Here is a 16776-nt window from a genome sequence, read left to right on the forward strand (position 1 = left end):
CAAACGTTGCGAATCAAGCCCCCCATCACCTCGCCGCCGACATTAACGTTGATTAACATTTCGGAATGTTCAAATCCGGTTTTCTGCGATTTCACACTATATTTGAATGATGACCCCGGAACAAAATACCTCCGTAAATACCCGTTTTTTCGATACCAAAATTGAATTTCTCAAAGGTGTCGGTCCGCAAAAAGCGGCCTTACTGAACCAGGAGCTCAGCATTTTTACCTACGGCGATCTTATTCAGCATTATCCTTTCCGCCACGAAGACAGGACAGTTTTTCACCAGATCAAAAGTCTCGATGAACAAATGCCCGCGGCGCAGATCAAGGGAAAAGTGCGCGAGTGGACGACAGTAGGCGAAGGTTCAAAAAAACGGTTGGTCGCTTATTTTCAGGATAGTACGGGCTTGATGGAGCTCGTCTGGTTCCAGAGCATTCCCTGGTACCAAAAGAATTTGCGAGTTAATACTGAATACATTGTTTACGGAAAACCGCAGAATTTCGGTGGGAGATGGAGCATTACCCATCCGGAAATCGAGCTGGCTACGCATGAAAACGAGCTGGGAGGCTACTGGCAGCCCATTTATCCGCTCACAGAAAAACTCCGCAAACGTTTCATTGACAGCCGCGCTCTAAGCAGGATGATCAAAGGTCTCCTTGAAATTTCGCGGTCGCACATTAAGGAAACATTGCCTGAAAATTTGGTCCAAAAGTATCGGCTGGTTTCAAAAGCCGATGCGTTATGGGGTTACCACATGCCGCAAAATCAGCAGTGGCTGCACCAGGCGCAGCGGCGGTTGAAGTTTGAGGAATTGTTTTACAATCAGTTCAGGCTGATTAAAAACAAGCTGCTGCACAAGACCGAATATCCTGGGCTTATTTTTAATAAAACATTACTGGTCAAGGAGTTTTACGAAAAACATTTGCCGTTTCAACTCACTGGCGCGCAGATCCGGGTTTTGCATGAAATCCACGAAGACCTGAAAACCGGCAAGCAAATGAACCGGCTCCTGCAGGGCGATGTCGGCTCCGGAAAAACGATTGTAGCCTTCATAACCATGCTTTTTGCACTGGATAATGACGCGCAGGCTTGCCTCATGGCGCCTACCGAAATCCTTGCTGATCAGCATTATCAGGGTTTGAAAAAGTTTGCGGACCTGCTCGGAATCAACATTGCCAAACTGACGGGTTCAACCAAGAAAAAGGAGCGAGAAATTATTCACAAGGAATTGCTGGACGGTTCTCTGCACATTATCGTCGGTACCCACGCGTTGATCGAGGACATTGTGCAGTTCAAAAACCTGGGCCTTTGTATTATCGACGAGCAGCACCGTTTCGGAGTGGCGCAGCGGGCGAAATTGTGGGCAAAAAATAAAAGCATTTACCCGCACATGCTCGTGATGACCGCCACACCCATCCCGCGAACATTGGCGATGACATTGTACGGCGACCTGGATATTTCGGCGATCAACGAGCTTCCAGCAGGCCGAAAACCCATCAAAACCGTGCACCGGTATGACGCGCACAGGCTTTCTGTTTTTGGATTTTTAAAAGATGAGATTGCCAAAGGCCGACAGATTTATCTGGTCTATCCGCTGATCGAAGAATCCGAAAAAATGGATTTAAAAGACCTCATGGATGGCTATGAAAGTATCTCCCGCGCATTTCCTGACGTCCCGCTCAGCATTTTGCATGGTAAAATGAAATCCGCCGATAAGGATTATGAAATGGGGCGGTTTGTGCGTGGGGAAACGAAAATGATGGTCGCGACGACGGTGATCGAAGTCGGGGTAAATGTACCGAATGCTTCCGTGATGGTGATTGAAAATGCAGAACGCTTTGGATTATCACAGCTGCACCAGCTCCGGGGAAGGGTAGGGCGCGGTGCCGAGCAGTCGTACTGTATTTTGATTACCGATTACAAAATCAGCAAAGATACCAAGCTGCGGATCGAGACAATGTGCCGTACGAATGATGGTTTTGAAATCGCAGAAGTGGATTTGCAGTTGCGTGGCCCGGGTGATATGTCGGGCACGCAGCAAAGCGGACTGGTAGACTTGCTAGTCGCTAATCTCGCGCAGGATGGTGAGATTTTGCGGGTAGCCCGAAGCTCTGCGGAAGAAATTCTGACCAGTGATCCGGATCTGGCCCAGCCTGTCAATCAGCCGATCCGCATGCATTTGCAAAACCTACGGAAAGAAGAAACAAACTGGGGCAGGATCAGCTAAGGATCAAGGCATTATCTCACGGATTTCTCCTGAAAATTCAAATGTCTGCGGGCGGGTAACATGCAATGCCGCACCCAGCGAAGTAGCATAGGGTAGGTCAGTAGCATATACCTTATGGTTCGGGTAGTTACGTGAGATCAATCTTGTGAAGATTTCATTTCTTGCAAAACCACCGTCGATATAAATAGCCTGTACATCATTGACAGCCACCAGATTAAGCGATACGAAGAGTAGCTCCGTCAAGCCTTTGATCAAATGATGGTACGCAGCTTCCGGCGAAGAAAACGCGCTGATCTGCCACTCCTGGGTATTAGGTTCCGGGAACGGACCATTTCCAGTCATACAAGCGGTATAGAAAGGCGGCGTATCTGCTTTCAGTACTTCATCATTAAAAGCAACAGATTTGTAAAAATCAGGCTCTACCTGGAAATATTCTGCAATCCGTGCTACCTGAAAATCATGCTCGCGGCCCAGGAAAAGGCGGGAGGCAGTGACGCCGCTGCCTTCGGGCGTCAGGTAATTCATACAATCCCTTTCCAGCTGGTACGAAGTCAGGGGCTTGGAAGCGAATGAGTTAAAGTTGATACACCAGGTGCCGGTCGATAATAAAACAAACGGTTTTTTAACAGCCATCCGGTAAGGGATCAATGCCGAAGAACTATCGTGCAAACCAAATCCGGACTGAATTCCCTTATCTCCGTGACGGTAAATGAAGGAAGACGAGGCCAGGACCGGCGCCAGTTTTTTGTGGATTCCTTCGGCTTTCACCCACTCGTGATAATCCCACATTTCGAAGCTCCATAATGCGGTGTGGCAGCCCAGGGACGTATAATCGCTCACTTTGCGGCCGGTCAGCAGATAGAGAATGTATTGGGGTAAATGTAATGTCGTGACGATTTGCTTGTAAATGTCCGGCTTCGTGTGTTTCAGCCAGTAAAGCTGCATCCCGGAATTGAGCATACCCATCGACGGTGAACCGGTTTGAAGCGAAATGCGTGTCGGGTCTCCGTAAGTACTGTAAAACTGTCGCGATAAATCTTCCGGAAAAGGTTTTAAATAGGAATATAACGGGGTAAGCGGCTTGTTGGCAGCGTCGAGATGCACGAGGCTTGCACCATATCCCGCCACATTTACTGCCTTGATATCATATTTCGGGTTGTCCAGCAGCTTGTTCCAGTGATCTTTTACCCAATTGGTCAGTAACTCGCAATTTTCGGTGGGAAACCCATCTTCGTCTGTCGTTTCCGGGAGGTATTCGGAGTACTCTTCGACTATTTCATACTTTTCATTAAAAAGTACATACTTTTTATTGGTCCTGCCAATGTCAAAAACTGCTGTTACTTTCATTAGTGGAAATCTAGGATCACTATTTACCCGAAAATGTATTTTTCCGTTAATATAGTGACTTTACGTTAAAACCTATACCCTTATCTGCTCTTTGTAAAATGTTTGTATTTGTCCGGCAAAGATGTCACCGGCTACGAAGTTTTTTCAAGTATCGGTTTCAATACTTTCGTCCACCTGCGGTAACCTTCGTCGTTCATGTGTAGACTGTCTTTGACATAAATCGCGGGATCCGGTCGGCCATTTTTCAACATGACCGGCCACACATCGATGTAGCTGTGCTTTTTATCTGATTTAATGTAATCCTGGATTAGCTGATTTGCTTTGATCACATCGTCTTTTTTCGCCCAGCGCGATGGCGAAGGTTTCAGGGAAATACCGTAAAGTCTTACGTCCGGCTGTTTTGCGCGGATTTTCTGGCAAAGCGTCACATAAGCATCGCGGACTTGTTCGGGCGTTTTCGGTTTGGAGCCGAACATATCATTTTCACAATAGATCACCACCGTTTTTGGATTGTACTTGGTAATGGTGCGGTCGGCGTAGTAGATTACTTCGGGTAATGTGGAGCCGCCGAAACCACGGTTAATAATCGGGAGCGGCGCGAGGTCCTGCGGTGCGGAAGTCCATTTTGTAAAAGAAGAGCTGCCAGTCAGGACGATACCACCTGGTGCAGGCATTTTTTCGGCATCCTGTTTTTCAAAAGCCAGGATAGCACCTTCCGAGCGGTCGACTTTATAATCTGGTTCCCAGGGTTGTCCGAGGTTTTTGACTGCTGCGGAAGCTCCCTGCGAAGAAGTTTGGGGCTGTTTGTGGCAGGCATTAAGTCCGATAACAAGCAGGGCCAAAATGTATTTTTTCATTCTAAAAAAAGTAGATATGCCGAGAAAAGGCATATCTACGAACTTTTTAACCTAAACGGACGGATTATTTTGGGTCAAAACATAGGATACTAATCCCGGAAAAAATATCTAAGACCCAAACCGACACTGGGAAATGTGATTTGCGGAGAGAAGCCATAGCTGAGGCCGTGATTAATAGATTTCACACCATCATTCATATTGGTAGAACTTCCGGCTGAAAAACTCACGCCCACCGGCTGCGAAAATCCAAGTGAAGCCAAGAGCCACCACCTTTCATTCAACTTGTAATACCCTCCGGCCGAAATGTCCAGCGACGCAGAAACAGTGTGATTTTTTTGCTCATAAGCCGTTCCTTGCGGGTACTCAATCCTTCTATCAAAAACATAATTGAGGGCGATCCCCGGGCCACCGAAAATCCCGAAGTTGTCATTGAAATGTTTATAAAAATGCCAGAAATGGCCGATTCCGCCGCCGACTGAACGGATACCGTTGACAGAAGTTTCTACATTATTAATGTTATAATATTCTTTTCGGCCCTGCAAAGAAGTGCTCAGGTTCCATCCGGACGCGCGGGTTTCGGTTTTGAATTTTCCGAAATTAACATTGATCCCGTAGCCATAACCATTCGTCGCTTTTGACTCGTCGGGATTGCTGCTGCCAAATGTTACGGCGGCTTCGCCTGAAATAAACCGTTTTCCGGTGAATTGTGCCGAAACCAGGTTTACAGAAAATGCAGATATCAGTAATGTGAATAGAATTATCTTTTTCATGATCGGCTATTTAGATTGCAGGTACCATGACGCCCGCAGGCCAAAGTAGCTGGTGATAGAAGAAGTGACACCCGCGCTGAAATTGAAATCATTTCCGTTGAGGTGCGTGTAACCCAGTGAGACTGAGAGTAGATTTAAATCGGATTCCAGTGCGAACCGCGGCGTGAACCAGTAGACAATGCCGGGATTTGCATAAATCGACGCTCCGTATCCGGTATCGGTCCCGTCAAATTCGTCCATCGTGACACCCGACCAGATATAGCTTAAATTGACGCCGGAATGAAGAAAAATTGCCCATTTTGGACTAAGCGATTTGTAATTCCGGATAAATGGCGAGAGAGAAACATTTCCGTTACGAATGCCCGATTTATAATCCTGCCCCGGATTTTCACTGACATTTTTGAACCAGGAAAGCGAACTCATCGCGCGCAACCCAAACATGGTGTTATCCTTAAAAAACCAGCCGGCTTGCAGTGAAGGAGATACTCTAAACTGATTGTTGTTGCTCGAAAAACGGGGTGTATATTCGGATTTGGCATGATCGCCGTTGAAACCGATCGTCGCCCCCCAGTAGCGGCTGCCCTTTTGTAATTGTGCCTGCACGTCGTCGGTCGGCCAGAATGAACCGAGCAGCAGCATCAGAAAAAGTTTTTTCATGACTATCAAATTAAGTTTATAGTTAAAAGCAATATAATCATGTTTATGTAACCACCGAATGATTTAGGTTAATTTAACAAAACACAAAAAAGAGGCAGCCGATGGTCGACTGCCTCTAAGTATTACCGATACCAAATTTAACCTAACAATCTTTGATATTTTAAAATACCCCATCCCAGTTACCCTGACGGTAGTATTGCAGCAATCTTTGCTGCATTAAGTAATCATATTTTGCCTGGATCGCGTTGCCCTGCGCTTTGGCGAGGTTCGCTTTCGAGAGTGAGTATTCGTAGGAGTTGGAAATTCCTGCATTCATTTTGCTTTCGATGACGGCGAATGCTGCGGTAAGCGATTCCACTTGCTGCTGGGCCGAAATGTGCCTGTCGGCCATCGTTTGCAGATTCAGTACAGCCAGTTCGATATTTTGTCTCAAAACCTGGTTTGTGACATCCAGCGTATTCTGCGCCTGGCGCTCCTGCACTTTCGCCAGTTCCACTCGTGGACGGGTCAGCCAGCGGCCCATGATCGGGATGTTCAGGCTCAGCTGCAAAGATCCGTTACGGGTTGCATTCAGCTGGTTCAGGTAGTCGAGATTTTTGTTAGTGGTAGCATAAAAAGCTCCGAAACCGCCACTCAATCCCAGGTAAGGATAATTAGATGCTTTGATAGATTTGACCTGGTATGCAAAGCTCTGGCGATACAATTCTGCGCTACGTACTTCCGGAAAACTTTTTGCCGCCTCTTCATAAATATCCAGTGCATTATCCACCACGATCGTCGAATCTTTCGGCGCCAGCGGTTCAAACTCCACTTTATCGTCCGGCGTAACATTCATTCTTTGAAAAAGCGCCAGCCGGGCAGTGCGATAATTGTTCAATGCAGTTACCTGGCTAAATTTATCATTCGCAAGCTGAGCCTTGATTTCGTAGAGCAAATTGGCGCCCACTGTCCCTGCATTCACTTGTTTCGAAACCCTGTCCACCTGTGTTTCAGACGATTCTACCTGTGCAGTCCAGGATTCGTAAAGTGCTTTAGTAGCCAGCACATTCACATAGCCTACCATTAAAAGTACCGTCTGCGCATTCAAAACGGCTGTGCGGTTTACCTCCGCCGATTCTCTCAAAAGGGTACCCTGCCTGATCTGGTTCACTGCTTTGAAACCCTGAAAAACCGGCGTCTGAAAATTGATTCCCAGAGAATTATATCCATAAACCTGGTCTATATACGCATTGGTATACTGGTCAATGCTGCGGCCGACATTGATACTTTGGCTCACACCGGCCGAGATCTGCGGATACAATTGCGACTTGGTTTGGCGCAACTGGGCCTGCGCTGCTTCGGCCTGTAAGGTACTTTGCTGGTAGATGAGGTTGTTTTTTGCGAGCAGATCCACGCATTCGCGGATATTTAAGGTGCTCTGTGCCTGGACAAAAGTTGTCAGAAGGCTGAGTAGTAAAGTTAGGTGTTTCATGGCTAATAGATGTTCTTAGGCTAACCAACCGTCCTTCAAGCGGACTACGCGGTTTCCATAACCGGCATTCAGTTCCGAGTGGGTAACCTGTACAATGGTAACTTTATCTTCCTGGTTAAGTTTTTGAAATAATTCCATAATCTCGATCGACTGCTCCGAATGCAAATTTCCGGTAGGCTCATCGGCAAAAATTACCTTCGGATTGTGGACAATCGCCCGGGCTACACCCACCAGCTGCTGCTGGCCACCTGAAAGCTGGTGCGGGAAAAGGTCTTTTTTGGCAACCATATTAAAGCGGTCGAGCAGCTCGGCAACGCGGCTTTTGCGCTCCGACGACGATGTTCCTTTATATAATAGCGGTGTTTCAATGTTTTCATAAACCGTCAGCTCGTCGATCAAATGGTACGCCTGAAATACAAAACCAATGTGGTGACGGTGCAGCTCGGTACGTTTTTTCTCGGATAGTTTCTGGACCGGCTCGTCGAGGAAAAGATATTCACCTTCCGAAGGCTCTTCCAGTAATCCAAGGATATGTAACAGGGTGGATTTACCGGAACCCGACGGTCCCATGATCGAGATAAATTCACCTTCTTTAATTTCTAAATCAATGTGACGCAACACGTAAGTCTTGCCAAATCCTGCAGGGTAATACTTTGATATCTTTTCTAACTTGATCATAAAAATATTGGGTTTGAGTTTTCAGGTATAGATACGGACAACCCGTTTGAAAAACAATACTATTCCTGAACCTCTTATGCCAGTCCTATTTTAAAAAGGCTTGCCAAAACGTCAACAATTTAAAAATCAGGTTATTAAGTTTTATTTTAAAAGGGTGGACGTCCGAATTCGTACAAATGTGTACGGTATCGGACGTAGCAAACGGACACGCTGAAAAGCTCCTGTTTCGACTAAAAATCCGGTGCTGAATTAGCTAGCGTGGTCTCCGCCAAACAGGAAAATAGGGATAGCTCAGGAAAGGACTTCCAGTTTATAGCCTATGCCATGCACGGCGGCAATTTTTACCTGCGGATCATTGGAAAGCATTTTGCGGAGCCGCGACACAAAAACATCGACGCTCCGGCCGACCGTCACGCCCTCGTCCTCCCAAACTGATTTCAGGATCAAATCGCGCTCCAAAACCTGGTTTGGATGTTTTACAAAAAGCGTCAGCAATTTAGCTTCTCGGTAGGTGAGCTGATGAATTGTTTTATTTGATTCCAAAACTTGTCCGACCAGATCCAGGCAGGAGTTTCCGAACAAAAGTTTGTTTCCAGCATTTAGGGCAGGGTTTTCACCAACTTGCAGCACATGGATTTTATGCCGTGAGCGGTTCCAGGCAATGAAACCTAGACCAGCAAGCGCGGTACCGAAAGGCAGCACCCACCAATTTGACAAACCGCCGGCAACATTAGCCTGATCGGGTTCAAAACTGATCTGCAAAACATAGCAGCTGCCTTTTTGTGTCCGGCCCTGACAAGCCACGCCCCCCGGCTGCCTCAGCTCCTGAAAATTATATCCCAGCTTGATTTTGCTACTGCCGCAATCCCGCACCGAAACATTATAGCCCCGCTCAATGTGCTGCATTTGAAGCGATTGTGCTAGTACACCCGGCAGCTTATCGTATGTCAGCACATTTTCGACTTGTACAGAAAAAGTATTCGCATCAACCTGCTTTACCGGCTCGATCGTAGAAGTGGAATCACCATTTGAAATCAATAAGTGGTGCGCAGTGCGTCTGAGGGCAATATTTACTTTTTCGGCGAAACGGAAATTGTCATTGTTGGCAAAGGTTGGACCTGTACCCAGCAAAATTCCGGCATAAAGCATGTAAAAACACACCCGGAAAATCCGGTTTTTCAACAGTCGGAAAATTGCATTCGTTGAAATCATGGCTGTGCGCTGCGGGTTGATACTGGCAAATTTAACAAATTTCAGCAGCCTTGTTTGCCAGGCTTCACAAGCCCTATCAGCCAGTTGAATTGTGGCATGAGTTGAAAACGGTCAACCTGAATAATCCTTGGACCGATGCCATTTTCCTTATCCACCGGATCGATCACAATCCGGTCCTCGACACGCGCAGAACTTAGTATTTTACTCAGTTCATATTCCATGACCGGCTTTTCAATCGCATTGTATCCAGTCGTGACCACTTTTCCGGCGCGTATAAGATAAATGTTAAACGGGATTTTTTTGCTTTGGAAGAATTCCGGATTTCCTTCCACCAAAGTGAGTGTACCGCGTGTAGATGTGGTAAGTCTTTCATAGCTGACAACTTCTCCGTTGAGCAGCACAGGATTATAGTTCAAACCGTTCCGCAATGTTTCAGGCAATGCGATGGAAGTTGGCAATGTGAAGATCACGATGAGCCCGGCCAGGATTCTGGAAAATGAATTTTTCATGGTTGACAAATTTGAAATTGTACGAGTTTTGAGCATTTTCCAAATGTATCGACCCCTTTTTGATCGGATGTTTTTTGCTGGTAAAACATTGTAAACGAAATGTAAAAGATCGCTTTTTACATTAATTTTCAGTTAAAGCAGAACATTCAGCCACTTCAAAGGTGTTACCCGAACGAACACCGCAACATTGAATTGAAAAAGATATCCTCAGAAGATCCCTACGCAGCGCTCCGCTATTCCGATTTCAGGTTTTTTATTTCCAATACCTTTCTCTTTTCCGCCACGATCCTGATCCAGGAAGTGATTGTCGGCTACGAGCTTTATAAAATGACGCACGATCCGCTGGCGCTCGGACTGATCGGGCTGGCAGAAGTGGTACCTTTTATCATTACCTCCCTTTTCGGCGGCTACATAGCTGACCAGAAAAACAAGATCACGATCATGCATTTGAGCCTGGCCGTGATCACATTGGGTTCGGTGATTTTATATGTGGCATTCCAGCCGGGTATTTATAACTCACTTTCCCAAACTCAGCATTTGGCGGTCATTTATGGCGTTTTTGCGTTGATTGGTTTTGCAAAAGGCTTTTACTCACCGGCATCCAGCTCGCTCAAACCGTTCCTGGTACCGCGTGCGATTTACCATAATTCGTCCACATGGAGCAGCTCGTTCTGGCAGGCAGGCTCCATCACCGGCCCGGCCATCGCGGGATTTATGTATGCTTATCTGGGATTGACCAACACATTATTGTGTGTGATCTTGAGCTTCGTGGTTTGCTGGATTTTGTTGGGAATGATCAAAACACGCCCCGAGTTTCCGAAGATTTCGCAGCCGCTTCTGGAAAGTTTAAAAGAAGGTTTCCGGTTTGTTTTCAAAACCCGGATCGTACTTTACGCGATTTCGCTCGATCTGTTTTCCGTGCTTTTCGGCGGTGTGGTGGCACTTTTACCCATTTTTGCCGAGGATATTTTGAAAGTCGGGCCAGAAGGTCTGGGCCTACTGCGCGCCGCACCGTCGATCGGCTCGCTGCTGACAATGTTTGCGATGGCTTATTACCCACCGACGCACAATGCCTGGCGTAACATGCTGGTGGCCGTAGCCGGTTTTGGCCTTTTCACCATCATTTTCGCACTTTCCACCAACTTCATGCTGTCCTGCGCCGCCCTGTTCGCCACGGGAGTATGCGATAGCGTAAGTGTAATCGTCCGCCAAACCATCCTGCTCATTTACCCACCCGACGAAATGCGCGGCCGCGTGGCAGCAGTCAACGGCATGTTCGTCAGCTCCTCCAACGAACTCGGCGCCTTCGAATCCGGCGTCATGGCCAAAGCTTTTGGCACGGTACCCTCGGTTGCAGTAGGCGGGGTGCTGACTTTGTTTGTAGTGGCTTGGATTTATCTGAGGTCGAAGGATTTGTTTTTGGTTAGGTTGAGTTGAGTTGCAACCACATTCAACATTTGATTATTTTTGTCTGAAACGCCTGAGACATTATGTATATCTACAAAAACATTATCAGCATAGAAGAAGGAAAGCGGAGTGGCAAGCCATGTATCCGTGAAATGCGGATTACGGTAGAAGACATTCTTCGCTGGCTGGCGTCCGGGATGTCTTTTGAAGATATTCTGCTTGATTTTCCTGAACTTACCCGTGAGGACATTCTTATAGCGCTGGAATTTTCTGCAGACCAGCAAAGAAAAATCTTTTATGATGTAGCTGCATGAAGCTGCTGATTGATCAAAATATTTCGCATCGTATTATCCCATTGATCACGCAAGAGTCCTGGGATCTTTTTCATGTAAAAGACCTGGGTCTGCGCAATGCCGACGACCACGAAATTTTCCGATACGCCCGTCAAAACGAATTTGCAGCAGTAATTACCAATGATGACGATTTCGTAAAATTGCTAAATCTATTTTCTTCTCCACCAAAAATCATCTGGCTCAGAACCGGAAATTGCTCTACGGAATACCTGGCCGAAATTTTATCTGAAAGAACTGTATCAATTAATGAGTTTTTAGAGAGTAGGGATTTTACACTTTATGAAGTTTTAAAGAGGACTATTTAAAATTCATTTCTACGTTTAGTCCCCCTTCAAACTCCTAACAGGATTCATCAACGCAGTCTTATAAGTCTGCACGAAAACCAAAAGCGAAATTACTACCCCAAATGCCAATCCGATCCAGGCAAAAGTAGACCAGCTGATCGCAATGCGGTAGGCGTACGTTTGGAGCCATTTGTTTAGGAGGAAAATGGCGGGTGGGAAGGCGATGAGGATCGCGAAAAGGAGGACGAGCAGGAATTCTTTCAGGAAAAGCGCTACAATGCTGACGCCGGTTGCCCCTAGTACTTTTCGGATGCCGACTTCCCGGGTCCTGCGCGCTACATGAAGGGATACCATGCCCAGAATTCCTAAAATCACTACCACTACTGAAAGCAATGTTGCGGCCTGCGAGGCTTTCTTCAACTGCATTTCAGAAACATACAATTTTTGCAGCGAGTCGTCCATGAAAGTAAATTCAAATGGAGCGTCAGGCATGAGTGTGCGCCATTTTTGTTGGATGGCGGCGATGGATTTTGAAAGATTTGACGGAGCGATCCGGAATGAGAGATACCGGTAAGAGTTGGCGTTGCCGACGTGGATAAATGCCAGCGGCTTGATCGCCTCGTGCATAGATTCGAAATGGAAATCCGCGGAGATTCCGGCAATCGTCACAGCATTTGGAAATCCTTGAATCCGTACCTGCCGACCCAATGCATCCTGCGGATCTGCATATTTCAAGGCTTTCAAAGCAGCCTGGTTCAGCACGATACGATCGGGCAGGTAGGCGCTGTTTTTAGGCTGTAAAAAATCTCCTGCCAGCATTTTGATGCCGTAAGTTGCCGCATAATTTTCATCAGTTCCCAAAAACAGGGCATGCACCGCTTCGGTCGAATCCTGGCCCGGTTTGTAAATGCCAACATGCCCACCAAAGTTACCATTCGGGATCTCATAGGACAGACTTGCCTGATTTACTTCCTTTAATGTTGCCAGCTCGTCCCGGATTCCCTGCATTTTGGAGAGTCCGGCAGGCGTCCAGTCGCGCGGAACAGCGACGGTTATGAGGGATTCTTTTTGATAGCCAAGATCTTTGTTAAAAAAATAATCGACCTGCCTGGAAATGATGGCGGCACCTGCGAAAACAAACAGCGCAAAGCTGAACTGAATGCTGATCAAGGTCCGGCGGAAGTAAACATGCTCTTTGATCGATTTCAGCTTTCCCCGCATCGAATCGATCGAGGGCAGCGATGAAAGTACGAAAGCCGGATAAAGTCCTGCAAGCAAACCGATGAACACGGCCGCGAGCAACGGGATGATCAGTGAATAGGGGAACAAACTGGTAACTGAGCCAATGGATTTACCCAGAAGATCAACAAAAAATGGTCTCAACAACTCAAAAAGGCCGATCGAAAACAGCATTGCCACACCCGCAAGCAGGAGCGATTCCGCCAAAAATTGTCCTACCAGCTGCCTTTTCAAACTTCCGAGCACCTTCCTGACACCGATTTCTTTCAGCCTGACCGAAGAATTTCCAATCGAAATATTGACAAAATTAACGACCGCCATCAGCAAGATAAACGCCGTAATTCCCGAAAGCGTCAGCACCATTTTTTTGACCAGACCATTATTTGTCTCCCGGTAAAACTGCTGTAAAGGCACGGGATAGGCGCGTAAATTCTGCTGAAAATCAGCCGAAGCGTGTGTCTGCAACAATTGTTTCAGTGGCTTTTCAAGATCTGCCGGCTTCACACCATCCTGCAATTCCAGGTAAGTGACCATGTATGGAAAACCCCAGTTATCCTCCGAACCTTTGCGCCCTTCGAGGCTGCTGAACGGAATAAAAATCCCGGCCTGGTTGGTGAATAAATGGGTTACCGAATTGTCGGGCAAATCGTCGAGAACCGCCGTCACCTGGAATTCTTGCTTGCCGCCCAGAAAATTATGCAGCGTCAATGTTTGGCCGAGGACGTCGGTTTTTCCAAAGTATTTGATTGCCTTGCTGGCAGTAATTGCCACGTTATCAGGTGCGTTCAGGGCCGTGTGGGCGTCGCCATGGAGCAACAGAAATCCGAACATAGCAAGTAAGGTAGAATCGCCGGTCTGCACATCTTCCCTGAAATGCTTATCGCCCCGGGAAACCGCCACGGTGATGGCATCAAATCGGTAAAAATTAGCGACCAGATTTGGGTAATCCTGCTTCAATGTCTTTCCAAGCGGCCCGAGCGTGGCAATGTCGGTGCCCATATCCGGATTTTTCCAGGTGCTGCGAATGATCATCTGATTCCCGGCATTTCGCAGCGAAGCATTCACGCGGAGCTCCCCCCAGACATAACTCATCACGAGCAAGGCAAAAGTCATCCCGACCGAAAGTCCGAAGATCGTAACAGCAGCGTAAAATTTACGTTTCAGCAAATTCCGCCAGGCGATTTTGAAGTAATTGTGCAGCATGCCGTGAATTTAGGGGAAATGCTGCACGGGTTTTTTCGCTCGAAATGGATTTAAGGAAATTTAACAGAAAGCCTGTCAAAACCCTACTCCGTCCTTAACGACTTCACCGGATCCATCAATGCCGATCTCAGCGCCTGGTAACTCACGGTCGCAATTGCAATAACCATTGCGACGAGGCCGGAGAGGGCGAAGACCCACCAGGAGAGGTTTTCGCGGTATTCGAAGTTTTTGAGCCACTCGCTCATCGCGTAGATGGCGATGGGCGTGCCGATAATGATGGCGATCAGGACGAGCGTTATGAAATCTTTTGAAAGCAGCATGACCACACTTTGGATGCTGGCACCCAGTACTTTGCGAACGCCGATTTCCTTGGTGCGTGACTCGGCGGCGAATGCGGCGAGGCCGAACAGGCCGAGGCAGGCGATGATGATGGCAAGCACTGCGAATGTCAGCATAATGTTGCCTTGCTTTTGTTCAGAGCGGTACTGCTGCGCGAAGTTTTCGTCCAGAAAGTGGAAATCTATGGTAGCTTCGGGGTCGAAGGTTTTGTATGTGCTGGCCAGGTAAGTTAATGCTTCTTTGGTTTTCCCGGCCTGAATGCGGACGTATAAATTGTCGCGGTCCATCGGGTCGGGGAGAAAGAGGACCAGCGGCTCGATTTTGTGCTGCAAAGAATAAATGTGAAAATCTTTGACCACCCCGATCACGCGCGCCTCGGCGGTGTTACCAGCATTGTCGGTGAAGTATTTAACCCTTTTTCCGACCGGATTTTTCCAGCCCTGTTTTTTCGCCAGCGATTCATTAATGATCACCGAATTTTTAAGGTCAGCCTCTGAGTTTCCGTCGAAGTTTCTGCCAGACAGTAATTTGATTTCCAATGTTTTGATAAAATCATTATCCACAGAAAATTTCTGCGCATTCTGCGGTTCGGCCGGCATTGCTCCGCTTTCGGTTTCGAAGAACATAGCGTTTTGGCCAATGTTATTTCCACCGATCGGGTTGCTGGCGGAGGCTACGCTTTCGATGAGCGGATTTTGGGTAAGTCGCTCTTTTACAGATTGTACCTGGCCGCGAATGTCATTTTTATCAATGTGAAATGTCAGTACCTGGCTCTTGTTGAAACCCAGATCTTTGGTATTCACAAAACGAAGCTGTTTGTACACAATCGCCGAGCAGGCAATCATCACCACCGTCGCCATAAATTGGAACACAACCAGCGATTTACGCATAAAATTACCGCCCGACTGGCTGCCGAATTGACCCTTCAATGCGACCACCGGCCGGAAACCTGAAAACTGGATCGCGGGATAAAGTCCGCTCAATGTGCCGACGAGGACGATAAATGCGAGGGCAGTAATGGAAGTGACGAGCACATTGTTATGATCGATGGTTAATGTTTTGTCGGCCAGTTGGTTAAATAGCGGAAGCAATGCGAGCACCAGCACAAATGCGACGGCACCAGCGAAAATCGTCATCATAAAGGATTCGATAAAAAACTGCGAAATCAGCTGAAAACGCTCGGAACCAATCGCTTTGCGGACGCCGACTTCGCGGATGCGTTTCATCGACCGGGCGGTGTACAGGTTAATGTAGTTAATGCAGGCAATGATCAAGATCAGCAGCGCAATCGCGGAGAAAATATAAATGGTTTGAATCTTGCCATTTGCGCCCAATTCATAGTCCAGATGCGAATAAAGGTGAATCGAGGTCAGCGGCTGCAATGTCATTTTGTATTGCGCATTGCCCATTTCTTTTTTCAGATACTTTAAATAAAAGCCGCCGAACTTACTTGCCAGCTTTTCAGGACTTGCACCTTCTTTTAACAAAACATAAGTATAAAGCTCAGCCTGCTGCCAGCCTCCGGTGTAATGGCTTGGCAGAGAACGTAATGCAGCAAAACCCATATGAGAATTGGTGGGCGAATCTTCGATCACGCCGGTCACGGCATTGGGATAATTGTTGCTGAAAAAGACGGTTTGCCCAACCGCTTTGGATGCGTCGCCGAAAAGTTTTTCAGCTAATGTTTTGGTTAAAACAATTTTCTGCGGCTGGGTTAATGCGGTTTTGGCATCGCCATAAAGAAATGTATAAGAAAAGATATCGAAGATCGACGGGTCGGTAAAGGCAATGTTGCCTTCTCGAAATTTGTTTTCACCGACGCCAATCACGCCGCCGCCTTCCGAGCTGATACGGACAGTTTTCTCGATTTCAGGATATTCATTTTGTAGTGCTGGCGCAAAAGGTGCCGAGGTGATCGCCAGGTTCATTTCGCCGGTATCCCACTTTGCAGCCTGGACTACGCGGTAAATCCGGTCGGCCTTGGCGTGGAAGCGGTCGAAACTCAGCTCGTCGGCAACATAGAGGACCATAAGCCAAACCGCCGCCATGCCCACCGCGAGACCGAATATGTTGAGACCACTGAACAGTCTCTGTTTTCCGAAATTCCGGAGGCTTATCTTGATGTAATTCAGGAGCATAGCAGTTAAGGTTTGTTTAAATAGGTTTTAACAAATCACATGCCATTTTTGATATCGGCTTATTATCAGCTTTTTATGATTT

14 protein-coding genes are annotated in these 16776 nt (G+C 47.1%); 4 read left to right on the top strand and 10 right to left on the bottom strand.

Annotation, left to right across the window (positions count from 1 at the left end; all coding sequences use genetic code 11):
* Nucleotides 1–109: 109 nt before the first annotated feature.
* Nucleotides 110–2230 (top strand): ATP-dependent DNA helicase RecG, encoded by a 2121-nt coding sequence (gene recG / locus FEN17_RS16495; protein ID WP_138366962.1) that lies wholly within the window; start codon nucleotides 110–112, stop codon nucleotides 2228–2230.
* A gap of 3 nt (nucleotides 2231–2233) precedes the next feature.
* Here recG and FEN17_RS16500 read toward each other — a convergent pair whose 3' ends face one another.
* The 8 genes from FEN17_RS16500 to FEN17_RS16535 all read right to left on the bottom strand — a co-directional run bounded on the left by FEN17_RS16500 (nucleotide 2234) and on the right by FEN17_RS16535 (nucleotide 9731).
* On the bottom strand, nucleotides 2234–3577 hold the full coding sequence (locus tag FEN17_RS16500; RefSeq protein WP_138366429.1) for an FGGY-family carbohydrate kinase: 1344 nt from the start codon (nucleotides 3575–3577) through the stop codon (nucleotides 2234–2236).
* A gap of 131 nt (nucleotides 3578–3708) precedes the next feature.
* A complete protein-coding gene (locus FEN17_RS16505; RefSeq protein WP_138366430.1) occupies nucleotides 3709–4434 on the bottom strand; it encodes a GDSL-type esterase/lipase family protein in 726 nt (241 codons plus the stop codon).
* Between the two features lie 89 nt (nucleotides 4435–4523).
* Nucleotides 4524–5204, bottom strand: a complete 681-nt coding sequence (locus FEN17_RS16510) for a hypothetical protein (protein ID WP_138366431.1) — start codon at nucleotides 5202–5204, stop codon at nucleotides 4524–4526.
* 6 nt (nucleotides 5205–5210) lie between these two features.
* The gene (locus FEN17_RS16515; RefSeq protein ID WP_138366432.1) at nucleotides 5211–5861 is read right to left on the bottom strand and encodes a hypothetical protein; all 651 of its coding nucleotides are present in this window, start codon (nucleotides 5859–5861) and stop codon (nucleotides 5211–5213) included.
* Between the two features lie 160 nt (nucleotides 5862–6021).
* Nucleotides 6022–7332, bottom strand: coding sequence for a TolC family protein (locus FEN17_RS16520; RefSeq protein WP_138366433.1), 1311 nt, complete (start codon nucleotides 7330–7332; stop codon nucleotides 6022–6024).
* 15 nt (nucleotides 7333–7347) lie between these two features.
* On the bottom strand, nucleotides 7348–8010 hold the full coding sequence (locus FEN17_RS16525; protein WP_138366434.1) for an ABC transporter ATP-binding protein: 663 nt from the start codon (nucleotides 8008–8010) through the stop codon (nucleotides 7348–7350).
* A 291-nt stretch (nucleotides 8011–8301) separates the two neighbouring features.
* Nucleotides 8302–9222, bottom strand: coding sequence for a winged helix-turn-helix domain-containing protein (locus FEN17_RS16530; protein ID WP_229208849.1), 921 nt, complete (start codon nucleotides 9220–9222; stop codon nucleotides 8302–8304).
* A gap of 41 nt (nucleotides 9223–9263) precedes the next feature.
* On the bottom strand, nucleotides 9264–9731 hold the full coding sequence (locus FEN17_RS16535) for a hypothetical protein (RefSeq protein ID WP_138366435.1): 468 nt from the start codon (nucleotides 9729–9731) through the stop codon (nucleotides 9264–9266).
* Nucleotides 9732–9923: 192 nt separating this feature from the next.
* Here FEN17_RS16535 and FEN17_RS16540 point away from each other — a divergent pair, with 192 nt between their 5' ends.
* The 3 genes from FEN17_RS16540 to FEN17_RS16550 are packed head-to-tail and all read left to right on the top strand — an operon-like array spanning nucleotide 9924 to nucleotide 11796.
* Nucleotides 9924–11168 carry an MFS transporter gene (locus tag FEN17_RS16540; RefSeq protein ID WP_138366436.1) on the top strand — a complete coding sequence of 415 codons (1245 nt, stop codon included), beginning with the start codon at nucleotides 9924–9926 and terminating at the stop codon, nucleotides 11166–11168.
* Nucleotides 11169–11221: 53 nt separating this feature from the next.
* Nucleotides 11222–11452 (top strand): DUF433 domain-containing protein, encoded by a 231-nt coding sequence (locus tag FEN17_RS16545; RefSeq protein WP_138366437.1) that lies wholly within the window; start codon nucleotides 11222–11224, stop codon nucleotides 11450–11452.
* Nucleotides 11449–11796, top strand: a complete 348-nt coding sequence (locus FEN17_RS16550; RefSeq protein ID WP_138366438.1) for a DUF5615 family PIN-like protein — start codon at nucleotides 11449–11451, stop codon at nucleotides 11794–11796. The genes FEN17_RS16545 and FEN17_RS16550 overlap by 4 nt, the downstream gene beginning before the upstream one ends.
* A 15-nt stretch (nucleotides 11797–11811) precedes the next feature.
* On the opposite strand, the gene FEN17_RS16555 is transcribed toward FEN17_RS16550, so the two are convergent.
* Both FEN17_RS16555 and FEN17_RS16560 read right to left on the bottom strand, forming a co-directional pair.
* Nucleotides 11812–14217 carry an ABC transporter permease gene (locus tag FEN17_RS16555; protein ID WP_138366439.1) on the bottom strand — a complete coding sequence of 802 codons (2406 nt, stop codon included), beginning with the start codon at nucleotides 14215–14217 and terminating at the stop codon, nucleotides 11812–11814.
* Nucleotides 14218–14300: 83 nt separating this feature from the next.
* Nucleotides 14301–16694: an ABC transporter permease gene (locus FEN17_RS16560; RefSeq protein WP_138366440.1), complete on the bottom strand. Its 2394-nt coding sequence runs from the start codon at nucleotides 16692–16694 to the stop codon at nucleotides 14301–14303.
* Nucleotides 16695–16776 lie beyond the last annotated feature (82 nt).

Origin of the sequence: Dyadobacter luticola (assembly GCF_005860805.1) — a bacterium.
GTDB classification, from domain to species: Bacteria; Bacteroidota; Bacteroidia; order Cytophagales; family Spirosomataceae; genus Dyadobacter; species Dyadobacter luticola.